We start from the raw sequence: 18,051 nt of genomic DNA on the forward strand, positions 1-18,051 counted from the left end.
CAGTATCCAAGTCGTTGATCTCTTCAAAAACAACAACTATTACCCACAGACAAATTTACAATGGTTCATCAACAAAGCTTGAAATCCGATCAACTTACTAAAACTACAAAGCCTAGCCAATCGACACCTGCACTAGCAATCGCTAGTACTTTCACTATTGAACCGATCAGGAATTCTCTCAATTTTTGGATCGAGGAATTATCTCTATCTCTAAAGATCAGTTTTAGTGGGTACAACCAGATTTTTCAGGAGCTAATCGATCCGAATAGTTTATTCTCTAAAAATGCTCATGGTTGCAACGTTATTTTAATTCGTCTGGAAGATTGGCTCAGAGATCATTCGAATTCTGACATTGACATCATAGAGGAAGATCTTAAACGCAACATTGATGATTTGTCAGCAGCCTTGGTTTCGTCTTCTAGCCGGTGTCAGGCTCCACATATTGTCATATTTTGCCCTCATACTCCCTTTGGAGAAGCCAGAAATTCTGAAAGTATAAATTTGCTAAATAATATATCCTTTTTGGCAATTGAAAGGATTAAGTCTATTGATGGTATCTATGTCATCACAGCCACCAACATTCATCACTGGTATCCATGTGTCAATTATTATAATCGCCGCACAGACGAATTAGGACACATCCCCTTTACCCCAGAGTATTTCTCTGCCTTAGGCACCACAATTATTCGCAAATATCAATCTCTAACCTGTAGTCCCTACAAGGTAATTGTGCTTGACTGCGATCAAACTCTATGGAAAGGAGTTTGTGGAGAAGATGGGCCTCAAGGTATTGTCATCGATCCAGCGCGTCAATTTCTCCAAGAATTCATGGTCAAACAGACAGAACAAGGAATGTTGATCAGCCTATGCAGTAAAAATGTAGAGGAAGATGTTATTCGAGTTTATGATGTTCGCTCAGATATGCCTTTGCAAAGAGAGCATATCGTAGCCTGGCGAATTAACTGGCAACCTAAATCAGAAAATATCAGATCTCTAGCGCAAGAACTGAATTTAGGACTCGATAGTTTTATTTTTATCGATGATAATCCAGTGGAATGCTCGGAGGTAATGGCTAACTGTCCTGAAGTATTAACCCTACAGTTACCTCAGAAAATTGATGAAATCCCCAATTTCTTAGAGCATGTCTGGGCTTTTGATCATTCCAAGGTGGCTACAGGAGCTGATTTGCAGCGAACCTTAATGTACAAACAAAATCTAGAACGTGAGCGTGTTCGTAGCCAAGCTTTGGATTTTGAAGAATTTCTAAATGGTTTGGATCTCCAGGTTTCGATCTTGCCAATGAAACCTAATCAACTTGTTAGAGTGGCTCAGTTAACGCAACGCACTAACCAGTTCAACGCTACAACTATTCGACGCTCCGAATCCACAATTCAACAGCTTTGTGCCCAAGGAGGGTATCAATTCTTGACAGTGGATGTTAAAGATCGCTTTGGAGATTATGGCTTAGTTGGTACTGTGATTTATGGAATTCAGAATAGCAGTTTGGAAGTTGATACCTTTCTGCTAAGTTGTCGTGTCCTTGGGCGAAGTGTTGAATATCGAATGCTAGCTGAACTGGGAAGAATTGCCCTTGAACAAAACCTTGATAGAGTTAATATACCCTATATTTATTCTGCCAAAAATCAACCTCTAATAGATTTTCTAAACAAAATTGGTGGGGAATTTTCTCTGTCGACATCCCAGGGAATAATTTTTAGCTTTCCCGCAGACTATGCCAGATCGATAAAATTAACTTCTGATGATGATCAACCTATTATAAAGACGAGTAAAGAGTCGCAATCAGAATCCTCTGTCACGCTAAAAGCAGAGGATAGTGAATCTAATCCTATGGATAAAATCTCACCATCCTCTCATATTGATAAGATTAGCGCTATCGATAGAGTGGCTAATTGTCTATCCCAACTAGAAGCCATCCATGCTGCGGTTGAGAAGTATCGCAAAGGGTTATGCCTACAATCTCGCCAACAAAAAGATCCACCTCGTAATCAGGTTGAGAGCGCACTAGTGGAAATATGGGGAAAGGTTCTTGGTCTTGAGCAAGTTGGCATTCATGAAGATTACTTTGATATTGGAGGAGATTCATTGCTGGCTGTCAGTTTATTTGTGGAGATCGAGGATGCTTTTCAAAAAAAGCTTCCCATGACGGTGTTATTAGAATCTCCTACCATAGAGAAACTTGGTAGAAAGATCCTGGAAACAGAGACTATCCAAACATCCTGGCCATCTCTCATTAAACTAAGATCGAATGGTACTGGCCCCTCTCTTTTCATGGTTCACGGCGGTTTTGGTGATGTACTTGGGCTAGTTACCTTGGAAAAGCATTTGGATACTAATTATTCTTTCTACGCTTTACAGGGTATTGGGCTAGATGGCATTCAGAACTTGCCCCCATCTATTGAAGCAATAGCTAGCTGCTTCATTGACGAGATTAAATTGGTACAGCCTCAAGGCCCTTATTTTCTGGGAGGCCAGTGCTCAGGGGGTACTATCGCCTATGAGATGGCTCAACAGCTTCAACAAGGAGGAGATCACGTTGAATTTTTAGCCCTCTTAGATACCCCTTATCCTCCATTGACAAATTACTTTGCTGAGCGCCTCCGCTTTTATCAAAGTAATCGGCCTCTACTTTATCAACCTAGTCAAGCCTTATACTATGTCTTCACCTGCTTTAACCTGCGTTGGAAGGTGGCTTACCATATACGACAGTTTCAAAGGAGGAGCTTGAAAGAAAAGCGAGAATATCTATATAGTTATGGTCAGCGTTTTGTTAAAGTTTTAATCAAGAAAATGCACTTACCACTTCTCAATAAAAAGAGAGATCCCCATCCCTTTCCCGTGCAAAACAATTTGGCTATGGGAGATAGCGAGGCAACAGTTCCATCACTAGGGTCTACAGTACAGACGAACTCCGATTCAGAGATCAATACAATTTCTGGTTCTTCCCTCTTCCCTCGCCATAGTTCAGATCGAAAACACGCCCTTATAAAGCATCGTTTTTTTGAGGATTTGAATCAGGCGCTATCGATTTACAAGCCTAAGCCCTATGATGGTAAAATAGCCTACTTCCTACCTTTATTAAATAGCTATGCAGCAACATGTTCTCCTAAGAATTGGCGAGCTTTCTTTCCCCATGATAAACCTGTGTCAGCTTTCCCAAGTTTAAGCTTGGGTTGGGATAAAGTGGCGAAAAAAGGACTGGAAATACACGAGTTTGAGGGCACTCATATTGGCATGATTCGCGAACCACAGGTGAAATTATTGGCGGAGAAGATCAACTCCTGTCTAAATTTGGATGCGACAGAGTTATTTGATTAATTAAAGAATGATGTCATTGCACCAAGTTTTGTGTTTTTCCAGCTTTACTAAAAACTCGAATAGGAGACATAAAGATTGAAATTTAGTTGTAGGGTACTTCCTTTCTGGGTGAGGTGCAGTCTATTCCCTGAAATAAAGGTTTTTAGAACTTGTTTTACACCTCAAGTATAGAGGCTTAGTAATGCAGGAAAATCCTGAAAGCTTTGATATATAAGAGATTTTATGAAACAACGATTTCTGAGATGTGTCCATATATGGGTACTGAATCAGCGAATCCAGGGCATTTCAGCGTTCGCTTCTGCATATCACATCGTCTCATTATAGACGCGCTTGAGTTTTCTGTACTACTCGGAGATAGAGGCCATCTATGTTTGTTTTTATTATTCCTTTTAGAAGTCAATATACAACTGACAACTGGTCTCAAGCTTGTGCTTTTCTACAGCGTACATTGACTTCAATCTGCAATCAAACAGATCAGGACTTTAAGGTTTTAGTGGTTTGCAGTGAGATTCCTGATGGAGTAATAAAAAATCCTAAAATAGACTTTATTAGATCTACTCTTCCTATTCCAAACAGCTTTCAGGAAAAATGCAAGGATTCCAAGATTAAGACTCGTATTGGCATTTTCTATGCTCAGTATCTCAATCCAAGTTTTGTCATGAGTGTTGATGCGGATGACTTAGTGAGCAATAGATTAGTAGAGTATACAAAGAAAAATTTTAAGGGTCAAGGGTTATTTTTCGACAAAGGTTATTTATACGTTGAGGGAGAAAATAAGGTCTTCTTGAAAAGAAAAGATTTTTATAAATGGTGTGGAACCTGTAATATTTTTAGATTTGGAATCTTTGATATCCCTGAGAGTACTGAATTCAATTATTTTTCTGAAGAAGTTATGGCTAATACCTATTGCCTCCACCATAGTACCGCCCCTAAGTTACTCATGGAAAAAGGTATGTCAATGGAACCCCTCCCGTTTCCAGGGGCAATTTATTCTATTGATAATGGCATCAATGTCAGCTCAGCAAGCAAGAAAAAACTGGCCGTCAATAATCCATTAAGGCTCATTAAAAGGGTGCTAGTAAATTACAGATTTCTGACACATTCTATTAGAGATGAATTTGGTATTTGGAACTGAAGGCACCAATTTCTATTCTTGATTTTTGAAGATAGGACAGGAATTTTGATCTATCCAAAATCCATCCAATCAAGATACCTGGTCCATGGATCTTAATGCTTCACGAAGGAGTGCTGGAGGTAGTAATATATTGTTGAACTTCGTAGTAACAGACGTGACAAAAATATAGGGCGAGGTTAGATGATCCGAAAATTTTTGTTGCATCTTCCAGCATAATGGGTAGTCCTCTACCAGTCATAGGATAGGAGTCAGCTAGCCCTGAAATCAGAAAGAATACACCTGAGATACATAGAATGGCATAGGGTGTTCGCTTGATCTCTCGACGAAAGTAATAAATGAATAGGAAGGCTAGGATGGCATAGGTGGAGTATACTAAAATTTTGGGGATGCCCAGATAAATGGATAGCATGAGCTTAAATCTAAACGCTTCATCTAGTAGTACTGCACCCAGCAAGACACCGGGATAGAGGAGAAAATAACGCTCACTTAATCTTTTATGGATCGTTTTTACCTTGATTAAGGTGAAGCTAAAAAGGCATATAAATGAGGCGGCGGACCAAAGCAGAATGGATAAGCCGGGGAAGATGCCAATCTGAGGACTTCGAGCACTGAAAGGCTGCTCGAAAGCTCTTAATATGTAGTTAGCCCCAGCGATATGGGCAGAAGTTCCTACAATTCTAGAGAATAGAATATAAGCCGCTATCCCTGAAAATATTATTAGTAGTAAGACATTTGCAGTTAAGAAATATCGATATTTTTTGAAGAGAGTCTGGACGGAAATCGTCATCGTTCAATTAGCCGAGAGATGGTTCTGCTATTGTAATTCCTTTAGGATGGAGGAGTGTTAATACAGAGGGATGATGGACTGGCGAGAGGTAACGGGAAACTGGCTGTGGGTACCGCCCCAGCCGAAGGCAATTGTCCATTTCTTGGGGGGGGCATTTGTGGCATCGGCTCCCCACTTGACCTATCGCCTGCTGTTGGAGGCGCTGGGTCGGCAGGGATATCTGATTGTGGCGACGCCCTTTGTGAATACCTTTGACCATCGTGCGATCGCGCACGAGGTGGCGATTACCTTCGAGCAAGCGCTGTATTATTTGCAGAATCGGGGCTTTTCGCCGCGATCGCTACCCATCTACGGACTCGGTCATAGTATGGGGGGGAAGATTCATCTACTCCTGAGCAGTTTAGGGAGGCTAGAGCGAGCCGGTAACGTGCTGATGGCCTTTAACAACTATTCTGCCCGCCGCTCGATTCCGTTGCTAGAGCAGTTCACGTCTTTCTCGCCCCAGTTCAGAGAGATGGAGTTTACCCCTTCTCCGGCGGAGACCTTGGCGCTGGTGCGCGATCGCTATTCTGTTCGCCGCAACCTACTGATTAAATTCAGCCGTGACGACATTGACGAAACTCGTGTCCTGGGGACGGTGTTGATGGACAAATTTCCCCAGTTGACGACGATTGAGCGCCTCCCTGGTACCCACACCACACCCCTAGCCCAAGCGGTGCCTTGGCAACCCGGCAGTAGCTTCACCGCCTTGGATGCCCTAGGTCAGTTTGTGCAGCAAGAATTCAACCGAGATATGACTCGACTGCGGGATCAAATCCTGTTGTGGCTGACTTGAAGGAGACGCATTTCGGCGGATTTCTATTCTTGGGGGAGCGGCGGTTAGAAACCGCTAGAAACCGCATCCAGACAACATCAGGTCGGGCATCAGTTCGGGAACCCGTACAGTTCAGCGAGTTGCTATCGCCGGACTAAGCGCATAGATTAGCACTCAGGACGTGAGAGTGCTAACGCAAGTTCGGAACAGTTCCTAAAAGCCTGGTTCCGGCTCGCCGTTGACATCACGATCTCAGTGTAAGGAATTTTTGGAGAGTTGTTTAGTATGGCTGCTGTAACCCTGAGCGCGTCCGGTGTCACTCCCCTGGGCGATCGCGTATTGATCAAGGTCAGTGCATCAGAAGAGACCACCGCTGGGGGCATTTTGCTACCCGATACCGCCCGTGAGAAGCCTCAAGTGGGCGAAATCACCGCTGTTGGCCCTGGCAAGCGCAACGATGACGGTACCCGTCAGGCCCCCGAAATCAAAGTGGGCGACAAGGTGCTGTATTCCAAGTATGCGGGCACCGAAATCAAGCTAGGTACCGACGAGTACGTGCTCCTGTCGGAGAAAGACATCCTAGCTGCCCTGGCCTAGTGCTCAGTCAATTAATGATTGACGGGTGACCGAAATCCTGGAGTTTAGTTGGGGTTGAATTTTGAGGGTCTTCGACCCGTCAAAATTTTCCTGACGGAACACTAGGGACGTTTGGAGTTGTGAAGAGCGAGTTTTGATCTGAGGGCTGGCCGCAACATATCGGCCCTCAACCCTCGACACCCCAGCATTCACAACCCGGCCCTATCGCGACATCGCTACTTTTTCTAGTTTCAACCTATCTGGAGACGATTTAACCCATGGCTAAACGTATTGTTTACAACGAAGATGCTCGTCGCGCCCTAGAGCGCGGCATGGACATGCTGGCGGAAGCCGTCGGCGTCACCCTCGGTCCTAAGGGCCGCAACGTGGTGCTAGAGAAGAAATTCGGCGCACCCCAAATCGTCAATGATGGCGTCACCATCGCCAAAGAAATCGAACTCGAAGACAACATCGAGAACACTGGCGTTGCTCTGATTCGTCAGGCCGCTTCCAAAACCAACGACGCCGCTGGGGATGGCACCACCACCGCTACGGTGCTGGCCCACGCCATTGTCAAAGAAGGGCTGCGCAATGTCGCCGCCGGAGCTAACGCCATCTCCCTGAAGCGCGGCATCGACCGCGCCACCGGATACTTGGTGGAAGAGATCGCTAAGCTGGCTCGCCCCGTAGAAGACTCCAGCGCCATCGCCCAGGTGGGTACCATCTCCGCCGGAAACGACGAAGAAGTGGGCCGGATGATTGCTGAAGCTATGGATAAGGTGGGCCGTGAAGGTGTCATCTCCCTGGAAGAAGGGAAGTCCATGACTACCGAACTGGAGATCACCGAGGGGATGCGCTTCGATAAGGGCTATACCTCCCCTTACTTCGCCACCGACACCGAGCGTATGGAAGCGGTGTTGGATGAGCCCTTCATTCTGCTCACCGACAAGAAAATCACCCTGGTACAAGACCTCGTTCCCGTGCTGGAGCAAGTAGCCCGCGCTGGTCGTCCCCTGGTGATCATCGCTGAGGACATCGAGAAGGAAGCCCTAGCTACCCTGGTGGTGAACCGCCTACGGGGTGTGCTGAATGTGGCTGCTGTCAAAGCTCCCGGCTTTGGCGATCGCCGCAAGGCCATGCTAGAAGACATGGCTGTGCTGACTGGTGGTCAAGTGATCAGCGAAGACACCGGCCTCAAGCTGGAAAGCACCAAGCTGGAAATGCTGGGCAAGGCCCGCCGCATCACCATCACCAAGGATTCCACCACTCTAGTGGCGGAAGGTAATGAGAAGGATGTCAAGGCCCGTTGTGAGCAAATCCGTCGTCAAATCGAGGAAACTGAGTCCTCCTATGACAAAGAGAAGCTCCAAGAGCGTCTGGCTAAGCTCTCCGGCGGTGTGGCCGTGATCAAGGTCGGTGCTGCGACGGAAACCGAAATGAAGGACCGTAAGCTGCGCCTGGAAGATGCCATCAACGCCACCAAGGCGGCGGTGGAAGAGGGTATCGTCCCTGGTGGTGGTACCACCCTGGCTCACCTCGCTCCCGGCTTGGAAACTTGGGCTAACAGCACCCTGAGCGGTGAAGAGCTGATCGGCGCACAAATCGTGGGCCGTGCCCTGACCTCTCCCCTGAAGCGCATCGCTGAAAATGCAGGCCAAAACGGAGCCGTCATCGCTGAGCGGGTGAAGGAGAAAGAGTTCAACGTGGGCTACAACGCCGCCAACGGTGAATTCGTCGATATGTTTGCTGCTGGTATCGTGGATCCCGCTAAGGTGACCCGCTCTGCTCTGCAAAACGCCTCCTCCATCGCGGGCATGGTGCTCACGACTGAGTGCATCGTGGTGGACAAGCCTGAGTCTAAGGAAGGCGCTGGCGCTGGCGCTGGCGGCATGGGCGGCGGCGACTTCGACTACTAGACCCGCTTAGACGAAGACCGGACCTAGTGGTCTGTCAACTTTACCTTTGTGAGTCTGCGTAGGTTGGGTGAAACGAAGTGGAACCCAACATGGCCGACCGCTGTTGGGTTCCGCTAGCGCTGCACCCAACCTACAAAATTAGGTTTGACAGGCCACTAGACCAGACCTCCGAGGTTTAAAAAACCTCGGAGGTCTTTTCATATGTTGGGCCTGAAAACCTCGGAGGTCTTTGACAGGACTTATTACAATGACCCCAGAAGCAGTTGCAGTTGCATGGAGGGTCTCACTATGGCAGAAAATTTACTCACCCAACTCCGGACGATGACCGTCGTTGTGGCCGATACGGGGGATTTGCAGGCGATCGAAACCTTCACTCCCCAAGATGCGACGACGAACCCGTCCCTGATTACCGCTGCGGCTCAGATGCCCCAGTACCAAGACATTGTGGATGAAACCCTGATCAAAGCCCGTCAGGATGCGGGGTCTGGGGTATCGGATAAGGATGTGGCCAATATTGCCTTTACCCGGCTGGCGGTGGCCTTTGGGCTCAAGATTCTCAAGATTGTGCCGGGGCGGGTGTCTACGGAGGTGGATGCGCGGTTGTCCTACGACACAGAGGCGACGATTGCGACGGCCCGTGACATTATTGCCCAGTATGAGGCGGCGGGGGTGGGGCGCGATCGCGTTTTGATCAAGATCGCCTCCACCTGGGAAGGTATCCGCGCTGCGGAAGTGTTGGAAAAGGAAGGCATCCACTGTAACCTCACTCTGCTGTTTGGCCTGCACCAGGCCATTGCCTGTGCTGAAGCTGGGGTGACCCTCATTTCCCCCTTTGTGGGCCGCATCCTCGACTGGTATAAGCAGGAAACCGGACGGGACTATGCCCCCACCGAGGATCCGGGGGTGCTGTCGGTGACGGAGATTTACAACTACTACAAGAAATTTGGCTACGCCACTGAGGTGATGGGGGCCAGCTTCCGCAACATTGGCGAAATTCGGGAGTTGGCGGGCTGTGATCTGCTGACGATTTCCCCTAAGCTTCTGGCCCAACTGGAATCCGTCGAAGAACCCCTGCCCCGCAAGTTGGATGCCGCTAAGGCCGTCAATCTGGATATTGAGCCCATCCCCATGGATCAGGCCACCTTTGAGCGGATGCATGGGGAGGATGCCATGGCCTCGGCCAAGCTGGATGAGGGCATCAAGGGCTTTAGCAAGGCTCTGGAAACCCTGGAAAAGCTCTTGGCGGAGCGCCTGTGCAAGCGTCTGGAGGGCAAGGATTTTGTCACCCATGCGGCGGCGGATCTGTTCCACGCCTACGACTTGGATGGCGATGGCTTCATCACCCGCGAGGAGTGGCTGGGTACCGATGCGGTATTTGATGCCCTGGATGCGGACCACGATGGCAAAGTTACCCCTCAAGAAGTGAGTGCGGGCCTCGGCGGCGCATTTCAAACAGTGTAGGGTGGCCTATCCCGAATAAATCTACCTGTTCACCCTAGGGTGCATCGTCGTTGCGATGCACCTTTTACAACAGCCCCCGCTCTACCTGGGGATACAGCGCCTCTAGGGTGGTGTCATTGGCAATCACGTAATGGGCACGAGCGGCCTTTTCCGCCAAGGGCCATTGATTGCGGATGCGCGCGATCGCAGATTCCCGATCCAGCCCATCCCGCACCATCAACCGCTGGATCTGCACCGCCTCCGGGCAGGTTACCACCCAGATCTCCGTCACCTGATCCGTGAGATTGGCCTCAAATAGGAGGGGAATCGCCTGCACCACCGTCGGCATTGCCCCTAAGGTCGCCATTTCCTGGGCAAATCGCTGCCGGACAAAGGGGTGGATCTGCTGCTCCACCCAACCCTTCTCCCCTTGGTCGTTGAAAATGATCTGGCCCAACTGGGGCCGATTCAGACTGCCATCGGCGTGGAGCAGCCCAGGACCGTAGCGCTGGGCAATTGCTGCCAGAATGGGAGCCCCCACCGCTACCGCCTCCCGTGCGTACAGATCCGCATCCAAAATCGGCAGACCCTGGTGGGTTTCCAAATAGTGGGAAACAGTGCTCTTGCCCGTAGCAATGCCCCCGGTTAAGCCAATGATGCGCTGGCCCATTGGGTGATGGCCTCCGTCAGTCCCTCTAGGGTGTAGGTTTCGGCCTCAATGTCCACTCGGCCCAAGCAAGTGCGGCAGGCATCGGAGGTTTGGGGGCCAATGGAGGCGATGGCCACGGCTTGAATCTGCCGCTGCCAATCTGCGCCTAGCCCCTGGGCCAGCAGGTGGCAGGTATGGTACACCGTTTTAGAACTGGCGAAGGTGATCAGATGAATGTGCTGGTCGGCTAAAGCCGCGATCGCAACCGCATCCGGGACCGGGGGACAGCCCGACTCGTAGGCGGGCACCTCCATCACCTGGGCTCCCGCAGCGGTCATTTCCTCCACCAGCACCGCCCGTCCCCCACTTTCCACCCGAGGAAAGAGCAACCGCTGTCCGGCCACAGATTCTGGGAAATGGGCCACCAGGGCATCCGCCACAAAGTCCGGGGGAATGTAGTCGGCTTCTAGCCCCCGCTGGGCCAAAACCTGGGCCGTCTTTTTGCCCACCACCGCCAGTTTGATGCCCGTGACTGCGTTGGCATGGCCCACCGCTGCCAAGCGATCCAGAAAATAGGTAACGGCATTGGCGGAGGTCAAAATCAGCCAGTCGTAGGTGGACAATTCAGCGATCGCCCGATCCAGGGGTTCCCAACTAGAGGGGGGCTGAATTTCTAGGGCGGGCATCTCCACAACCTGGGCTCCCTGGGCCAGCAGTAGGGACCGAAATGGACTCGACTGCCCCGCCGCCCGAGTGACCAAGATTGTTTTACCCTGTAGCGGTAACCCCATACCCGAGGAAATCCCAATGCCTTAGTGGTGTGGGAAGCTCAATTTAGCTTCATCATAGCCAGTCTCACGATGAGAATCTTACCACCTTGGGAATCCGCGATCGCAATGCGGCCCAGTTTGGCCGATCTACCCATCGGCAAAGATATTGTTGTGACTACCCCTGAGGAAATTGCCTGTAGAGGCTACGTGGTTGGCACCGTGTTACATCAGGCGCTTACAGAAGGGACTGTGCTCTATGAGCAAGTCTGAGCATGATCTTGAGGCTGCCCGATGGTTGTGCTATGCGGCAGAAGATTTGAGAGCAGCCGAGGCCATGCTGGCACAGTTAGCCGTTGAGCCCCGGCATATCTGCTTTTCTGGCTCCTGGCCTACGAAAGTTGCTTTAACAGTTCTCGGGTGATGGGATGATCAGAAAGCATCTCGACTTGCCCTGCGGCCATGATCTGACGGAGATAGACAACAAAGTTCTTCAAAACGATTTGGGTATTGGGGTGATTTTTCCCCAAGGTTTGCATGAAAATTTCCCAGGCTTGCAGGTAGAGGGGTTCCGCCTCCCCGTAGCGCTCTTGGGCACGATACAGCTCGGCCAAGTTGTTCAGACTGCTGGCGGTGTCGGGATGCTCTGACCCCAACTGCGATCGCCGAATTTCCAAGGCTTGCAGGTAGAGGGGTTCTGCCTCCCCGTAGCGCCCTTGGGTGTAGTACAACCCGGCCAAATTATTTAGACTGGTGGCGGTGTTGGGATGGTCTGACCCGGACTGCGATCGCGTGATTTCCAAGGCTTGCTGGAAAAGGGGTTCCGCCTCCCCGTAGTGACCTTGGGACTCGTACAACCCGGCCAAATTGTTTAGACTTTGGGCGGTATCGGGATGGTCTGTCCCCAACTGCGATCGCCGAATTTCCAAGGCTTTTTGCAAGAGGGGTTTCACCTCCCCGTAGCGTCCTTGGGCACGATACAACTCGGCCAAATTGTTCAGACTCGTGGCGGTGTTGGGATGGTCTGACCCCAACTGCGATCGCCGAATTTCCAAGGCTTGCAGGTAGAGGGGTTCCGCCTCCCCATAGCGCCCTTGGGACTCGTACAACCCGGCCAAATTGTTCAGACTGCTGGCGGTGTCGGGATGGTCTGACCCCAACAGCCGTTGGCATAAAGTAAGGGCTTTTTGATACAGAGGTTCGGCCTCGCCGTAGCGCCCCTGAGCATTGTAGAGGTTGGCTAAGCGTGCGAGGCTACTGGCCAACTGGACGGAATCTGCGACTTTGATCTGGCTGAGGATACCTTCAAACTGCTGGGTTAGGTCTCGGAGTTCCTTTTGGGCTCCAACTTCAGCCAGCGCTTCTAGAGCAGGCAAAATGTACGTACTGAGCAAGTCCGCTGGGGAGGCGTTACTGGTTTTAGCAATTTCAAACTGACGAATCAGCCCATGGGCGCGCTGACGTGCATCATCAATATGGGTCGTCGAGCCATCGGTCTCCCTGAGTTGTGGGGTCGTCGCCTCGGGCAGAATGACCTCTGTGAGCTGCAATCGTTGCAGAAAAAAACTGTTGAGGTCAGGCATGGCATGGATAGCCTTTTGCATAAAAGCGGGGGTCATCCACCAAATTTGTCGCAGGGGCAGGGTCACATAGCGATCGCGGTTAAAGTTCAGTACCCGCAGGGCATCTGCTTCCGGAGACTGGCGGCTAAAGGCCGTGGCAAACCCAGTCACAGAAACGACAGTAGAGGGCTGGGTAGCAATTTCCTCTAAGCGAGTAACCAGGGTTTGCACCACCGTTTCGGCCTCCTGAAACGGGGGCAGCCCAATTTCTTTTAGCGGAATACCTTGGGGTGTCAGCAGGGCTTGTAAGCGCTGCATCACCTGCTGACGGGCAAACTCAGAGCTATATTCCACCCGCACCAAGCCCGACGAGTCGCGCTGTGCCCACAGAGCCAGACGGCGACTGATATCTGCGATGGTGCCCGGTTGTAGACTCCCCTCAGACGGTGCCACCGACCACCTCCCCAGCCCCATTGCGGTGCAGTCGGTCTTGGTCGGCCAAAATATCGACCACGAGGGGATGCACGCCAAACCAGCGCTTGCCGTTAAATTCCTGCACCACCCTGGCATTGAGCAGGGCATACATCACCGCATCAGGAATTTTGGCCTCTGTATCTCCGTTATAGACCTCTACCAGGCGCTCGGCCTTATTGTCGTAGGTGATATCTGCCTGGTCAAAGGGACTTTGGCCCAGTCGCCGCTCGTAGTCGCTGCGGAGGTTAAAAATGGCGGCGCTGGCGTCTTCTGCGTTGATCTGGCTTCCCTCTCGCAGTAGGGCCGTATCTGCGGCGTAGTTCACCAGGGCGAACAGATCTCGCAGGTTGCCCCCCGATGCCACAATCAGCCGGATCATTTGCTCTGGCTCAAAGAGATCTAAGGTCATGCGAGCCCCCAGCACTTTGGTCAGCGCCTCTCGCCCCAGTTCGTTAGCCCTGTGGTCTTGCTGGTAAACGGGGGTATCTGGAATCACAAAGCTGCAATCGCTAGGAAACGGAAGCCGAGCCGCTTTGTCTGAGTAATAGAGGCCAATGGGTAAGTTGAAAATCAGGTGGGCGCGGAGGTCTTGAAAGATATTGGCATAGGTAATAAATAGCTCTTCGATGCGATCGGTGGTGATGCCCGCCTTGTCAAAATCTTCCCCCACAAACAACCACTGTCGCCCACAGGCCGCTAGGAGTAACTGATTACACTCATCCAGCAGCTTATTGGCCACCGCAATTAACGAGGTCAAGCGGGTAATGCGATATTCCACCACTAATGTTTCGCGGGTAGAGGCGTACTTGATTTCCCCCCTTAACGCGGCGAATAGGCCGATCACTTGCGCCCACAAGGATTCTCGTTCTGCCCCGACGCCAGCTTCTAGGGTAGCGGTCATCTCCTCGGCCTGTTTACGGGTCACTTCCTCTGAGGCAAACCAGTTCCAAATATCTCGCAGCCGTGCCTCTGAGGGGGGGTGGCCCGCGCCCCCTGCTGCGATGGGTTTAGCGGTGTGTTCGGCGACTTCTGCCATCATCAACAGCACCACATCTAAGGGCCGAAAGTTGCCCGGATCGAGTGCTGTGGTGGCACTAAACCGAATGGGGGTGAACTGGTCTTTGACTTGGCCCATGAGGCGAGAGAGTTCTGTAGACTTGCCCACCCCCCGATGACCCATGACGCAGGCTTTGAAGGGAATGCCATCTCCTGCGGCCCGGTTTAGGCGCAGCCGCAGGCGCTGCATTTTGTCACCGCCTCGGGTTTCGTTGATGGCGGGTTGATAAAACGCCTGAAGCTCCTCAGCAGTCTCTAAGGGGGCGGGTTGTAGGGTGCGATAAACGCTTTCTAGGGATGTTGCGGGAGTTGTCTGCATGACTGGGTAGAGGTTGGGCCAGGGGGCGCGATCGCCCTACGTCCTCCAACTTATACCAGTCCCAAAGCATTTCAATCCCTGAGAGGGTTTGGGGGGGGTTGGAGCGGCCACCGTCACGCTCCGAGTCGCGTTGTGGAACAGGTTTCAATCCCTGAGAGGGTTTGGGGGGGGTTGGAGCCTTCGCCTAGCTCGCGCATGGTGCGAGTGCCAGCGCGGTTTCAATCCCTGAGAGGGTTTGGGGGGGGTTGGAGCCAACCGCCGCCGCCGAAAAACTGGGTCTGAGCCGCTGGTTTCAATCCCTGAGAGGGTTTGGGGGGGGTTGGAGCCCAGCGGCTGGGAGCTGATCCACCAAGCTGTAAAGTTTCAATCCCTGAGAGGGTTTGGGGGGGGTTGGAGCATCTTGCAGCCCGCATCCAGGCGGTATCTTCTCTGTTTCAATCCCTGAGAGGGTTTGGGGGGGGTTGGAGCCCAGGCGATAGGAGCGAGGGCCGGAGAAGTTGCCGTTTCAATCCCTGAGAGGGTTTGGGGGGGGGTTGGAGCCTATCACGATCGCCGCGCCCTCTGGGCTGGTAGCCTGTTTCAATCCCTGAGAGGGTTTGGGGGGGGTTGGAGCGAGGGCAAAGACGTGTATGAGATAGCCCGGTCGCTGTTTCAATCCCTGAGAGGGTTTGGGGGGGGTTGGAGCCATCGTTTTTAGGAGTGTCCCTAGGCCACCCTTTAGTTTCAATCCCTGAGAGGGTTGGGGGGGGGTTGGAGCGCCCCCAGACTTACAGCAGCGACGGCGACCGCAAAGTTTCAATCCCTGAGAGGGTTTGGGGGGGGTTGGAGCGGCCCCCATGGCAGCGGAGCCGGGACAAAGACCGGTTTCAATCCCTGAGAGGGTTTGGGGGGGGTTGGAGCGTATGGTCCATCAGCCGAAACGAAATCTGCCCTGTGTTTCAATCCCTGAGAGGGTTTGGGGGGGGTTGGAGCAGGACTTGCACCGGGCGGCTTTGCAATCGACCCAGGTTTCAATCCCTGAGAGGGTTTGGGGGGGGTTGGAGCCTTTGAAGCCTTGGGCCTCTAGGGTGCCCTTGAGGGGTTTCAATCCCTGAGAGGGTTTGGGGGGGGTTGGAGCAGCGCGGTAGACCCAAGGGATTTACCCTCTGATGCCGTTTCAATCCCTGAGAGGGTTTGGGGGGGGTTGGAGCTTGGTTGGCATTGGTTTGATGGGTTTTGTACAGAACGTTTCAATCCCTGAGAGGGTTTGGGGGGGGTTGGAGCGATTTGGGGCGCGATCGCAAATAATCCCCCCCCAGGTTTCAATCCCTGAGAGGGTTTTGGGGGGGTTGGAGCCTAAAAAAGACAACAGACCAACCGCTAGATGAGTAGTTTCAATCCCTGAGAGGGTTTTGGGGGGGTTGGAGCAGCTGCATTTTGAAATGGTGCCAACTGGCATATACGTTTCAATCCCTGAGAGGGTTTTGGGGGGGTTGGAGCCAACTGAGTATTATTCTCTAATCCCTGACTTTGGCGGGTTTCAATCCCTGAGAGGGTTTTGGGGGGGTTGGAGCCAGATATAGCCCGTGGCCACGCCCGCGCCGATCCCGGTTTCAATCCCTGAGAGGGTTTTGGGGGGGTTGGAGCCTGTACCTCCTTCATGTCGGGGCGCTTGGTCGTGGAGTTTCAATCCCTGAGAGGGTTTTGGGGGGGTTGGAGCGGGGGAGAAATTCCACGGGTCAGGGCGTGAGATCTCGTTTCAATCCCTGAGAGGGTTTTGGGGGGGTTGGAGCCGCCCTCACCGCATCCCAAGCCCGTGCCCTGCTGGTTTCAATCCCTGAGAGGGTTTTGGGGGGGTTGGAGCTCTTGCGGCCTGGGCTCAATATCGGCAGGAAGAGAGTTTCAATCCCTGAGAGGGTTTTGGGGGGGTTGGAGCGTAGATAGGCTCTTGGTCCCCACAGGTGTCAGGCGTTTCAATCCCTGAGAGGGTTTTGGGGGGGTTGGAGCCCCCCGTGTCCTTGTTCCGCGCAGACATCTGGAGCCGGTTTCAATCCCTGAGAGGGTTTTGGGGGGGTTGGAGCGGGGATACCACGCCGCTGCGGCCATTAAACGAGGTGTTTCAATCCCTGAGAGGGTTTTGGGGGGGTTGGAGCCATCCGCACCTTATCGGCGCTGCTGCCACCCGTATTGTTTCAATCCCTGAGAGGGTTTTGGGGGGGTTGGAGCCGACAGCCCCTGGGCATCCAGATCCGCCTGAGCCAGCGTTTCAATCCCTGAGAGGGTTTTGGGGGGGTTGGAGCCAGGGAAACCCCAACACTTCAAAGCAGAATTCCCCGTTTCAATCCCTGAGAGGGTTTTGGGGGGGTTGGAGCCAGCTACAGCTCTATGTGAAAGCGACCATGATGTGTTTCAATCCCTGAGAGGGTTTTGGGGGGGTTGGAGCCCAGAGCATCGTAAAGCAAGCATCTAATCCCGCCGGTTTCAATCCCTGAGAGGGTTTTGGGGGGGTTGGAGCGCACCGCCAGAATCCCATAGTTGTAGGGACAATGTAGTTTCAATCCCTGAGAGGGTTTTGGGGGGGTTGGAGCCCACAACGGAATTAGTACCCTGCCATCATAGCAATTGTTTCAATCCCTGAGAGGGTTTTGGGGGGGTTGGAGCTCAGCATCTACAAAGTCCTCAAAATACTCAATAGGTTTCAATCCCTGAGAGGGTTTTGGGGGGGTTGGAGCTTCAGGCTAGTAGTGACAGAGCCCAAGAATTTACAGTTTCAATCCCTGAGAGGGTTTTGGGGGGGTTGGAGCCTTAGAACCTTTGGGGCGATACCGATTCATTTTCGCTGTTTCAATCCCTGAGAGGGTTTTGGGGGGGTTGGAGCCGATATCCGGTTCCTTGCTGAAATTCAATAAGCTGTTTCAATCCCTGAGAGGGTTTTGGGGGGGTTGGAGCCATTCTCTATTGGAACTTCCCCCCGTGCCGTCATGTTTCAATCCCTGAGAGGGTTTTGGGGGGGTTGGAGCAGACGCTTCTCCCGATTTGCTTTTGGTGCTGTTTGAGTTTCAATCCCTGAGAGGTTTTTGGGGGGGTTGGAGCTGGTGATGCAGGCGACGAAATGGGCCTCTGGAAACTGTTTCAATCCCTGAGAGGGTTTTGGGGGGGTTGGAGCTTGCTGAGTTGTTCACCGACCTAGAGGCCCTGTATGCAGATTGTTTCAATCCCTGAGAGGGTTTGGGGGGGGTTG

Annotated in this window: 11 protein-coding genes; 7 read left to right on the plus strand and 4 right to left on the minus strand. The window is 51.9% G+C overall.

The window, feature by feature from the left end; genetic code table 11:
• Positions 1–60 precede the first annotated feature (60 nt).
• From LEP6406_RS30135 to LEP6406_RS0208975, 6 genes are all read left to right on the plus strand, one after another.
• Positions 61–3,336 (plus strand): HAD-IIIC family phosphatase, encoded by a 3,276-nt coding sequence (locus LEP6406_RS30135; RefSeq protein ID WP_008312554.1) that lies wholly within the window; start codon positions 61–63, stop codon positions 3,334–3,336.
• Between the two features lie 367 nt (positions 3,337–3,703).
• Entirely contained in the window at positions 3,704–4,471 is a 768-nt protein-coding gene (locus LEP6406_RS0208950; RefSeq protein WP_008312552.1) for a glycosyltransferase family A protein, read from the plus strand.
• A gap of 857 nt (positions 4,472–5,328) precedes the next feature.
• Positions 5,329–6,093 carry a DUF1350 family protein gene (locus LEP6406_RS0208960; protein ID WP_263971153.1) on the plus strand — a complete coding sequence of 255 codons (765 nt, stop codon included), beginning with the start codon at positions 5,329–5,331 and terminating at the stop codon, positions 6,091–6,093.
• Between the two features lie 264 nt (positions 6,094–6,357).
• Positions 6,358–6,669, plus strand: a complete 312-nt coding sequence (groES, locus tag LEP6406_RS0208965; RefSeq protein ID WP_008312546.1) for a co-chaperone GroES — start codon at positions 6,358–6,360, stop codon at positions 6,667–6,669.
• A gap of 257 nt (positions 6,670–6,926) precedes the next feature.
• Positions 6,927–8,564: a chaperonin GroEL gene (gene groL, locus LEP6406_RS0208970; RefSeq protein WP_008312275.1), complete on the plus strand. Its 1,638-nt coding sequence runs from the start codon at positions 6,927–6,929 to the stop codon at positions 8,562–8,564.
• Positions 8,565–8,852: 288 nt separating this feature from the next.
• Positions 8,853–10,025 carry a transaldolase gene (locus LEP6406_RS0208975; RefSeq protein ID WP_027268983.1) on the plus strand — a complete coding sequence of 391 codons (1,173 nt, stop codon included), beginning with the start codon at positions 8,853–8,855 and terminating at the stop codon, positions 10,023–10,025.
• Between the two features lie 64 nt (positions 10,026–10,089).
• Here LEP6406_RS0208975 and coaE read toward each other — a convergent pair whose 3' ends face one another.
• Positions 10,090–10,674, minus strand: a complete 585-nt coding sequence (coaE, locus tag LEP6406_RS0208980) for a dephospho-CoA kinase (RefSeq protein ID WP_008312277.1) — start codon at positions 10,672–10,674, stop codon at positions 10,090–10,092.
• Positions 10,650–11,444, minus strand: a complete 795-nt coding sequence (locus LEP6406_RS0208985; protein WP_008312278.1) for a uroporphyrinogen-III synthase — start codon at positions 11,442–11,444, stop codon at positions 10,650–10,652. Before LEP6406_RS0208985 ends, coaE begins: the two co-directional genes overlap by 25 nt.
• 69 nt (positions 11,445–11,513) lie before the next feature.
• Here LEP6406_RS0208985 and LEP6406_RS27225 point away from each other — a divergent pair, with 69 nt between their 5' ends.
• Positions 11,514–11,693: a hypothetical protein gene (locus LEP6406_RS27225; protein WP_193364921.1), complete on the plus strand. Its 180-nt coding sequence runs from the start codon at positions 11,514–11,516 to the stop codon at positions 11,691–11,693.
• A gap of 119 nt (positions 11,694–11,812) precedes the next feature.
• On the opposite strand, the gene LEP6406_RS34720 is transcribed toward LEP6406_RS27225, so the two are convergent.
• A complete protein-coding gene (locus tag LEP6406_RS34720; RefSeq protein WP_051463646.1) occupies positions 11,813–13,435 on the minus strand; it encodes a tetratricopeptide repeat protein in 1,623 nt (540 codons plus the stop codon).
• The gene (locus tag LEP6406_RS34190) at positions 13,422–14,831 is read right to left on the minus strand and encodes a hypothetical protein (RefSeq protein ID WP_008312282.1); all 1,410 of its coding nucleotides are present in this window, start codon (positions 14,829–14,831) and stop codon (positions 13,422–13,424) included. The genes LEP6406_RS34720 and LEP6406_RS34190 overlap by 14 nt, the downstream gene beginning before the upstream one ends.
• Positions 14,832–18,051 lie beyond the last annotated feature (3,220 nt).

It is taken from the genome of Leptolyngbya sp. PCC 6406 (assembly GCF_000332095.2).
In the GTDB taxonomy this organism is placed as follows: domain Bacteria; phylum Cyanobacteriota; class Cyanobacteriia; order Phormidesmidales; family Phormidesmidaceae; genus PCC-6406.

Coding starts and splice junctions, on each gene's coding strand:
- LEP6406_RS0208950 (WP_008312552.1), top strand. CDS start 3,704: ATGTTTGTTTTTATTATTCCTTTTAGAAGTCAATATACAACTGACAAC.
- coaE (WP_008312277.1), bottom strand. CDS start 10,674: ATGGGCCAGCGCATCATTGGCTTAACCGGGGGCATTGCTACGGGCAAG.
- LEP6406_RS0208960 (WP_263971153.1), top strand. CDS start 5,329: ATGATGGACTGGCGAGAGGTAACGGGAAACTGGCTGTGGGTACCGCCC.
- LEP6406_RS34190 (WP_008312282.1), bottom strand. CDS start 14,831: ATGCAGACAACTCCCGCAACATCCCTAGAAAGCGTTTATCGCACCCTA.
- LEP6406_RS0208975 (WP_027268983.1), top strand. CDS start 8,853: ATGGCAGAAAATTTACTCACCCAACTCCGGACGATGACCGTCGTTGTG.
- groL (WP_008312275.1), top strand. CDS start 6,927: ATGGCTAAACGTATTGTTTACAACGAAGATGCTCGTCGCGCCCTAGAG.
- LEP6406_RS0208985 (WP_008312278.1), bottom strand. CDS start 11,444: ATGGGGTTACCGCTACAGGGTAAAACAATCTTGGTCACTCGGGCGGCG.
- LEP6406_RS30135 (WP_008312554.1), top strand. CDS start 61: ATGGTTCATCAACAAAGCTTGAAATCCGATCAACTTACTAAAACTACA.
- LEP6406_RS27225 (WP_193364921.1), top strand. CDS start 11,514: ATGAGAATCTTACCACCTTGGGAATCCGCGATCGCAATGCGGCCCAGT.
- groES (WP_008312546.1), top strand. CDS start 6,358: ATGGCTGCTGTAACCCTGAGCGCGTCCGGTGTCACTCCCCTGGGCGAT.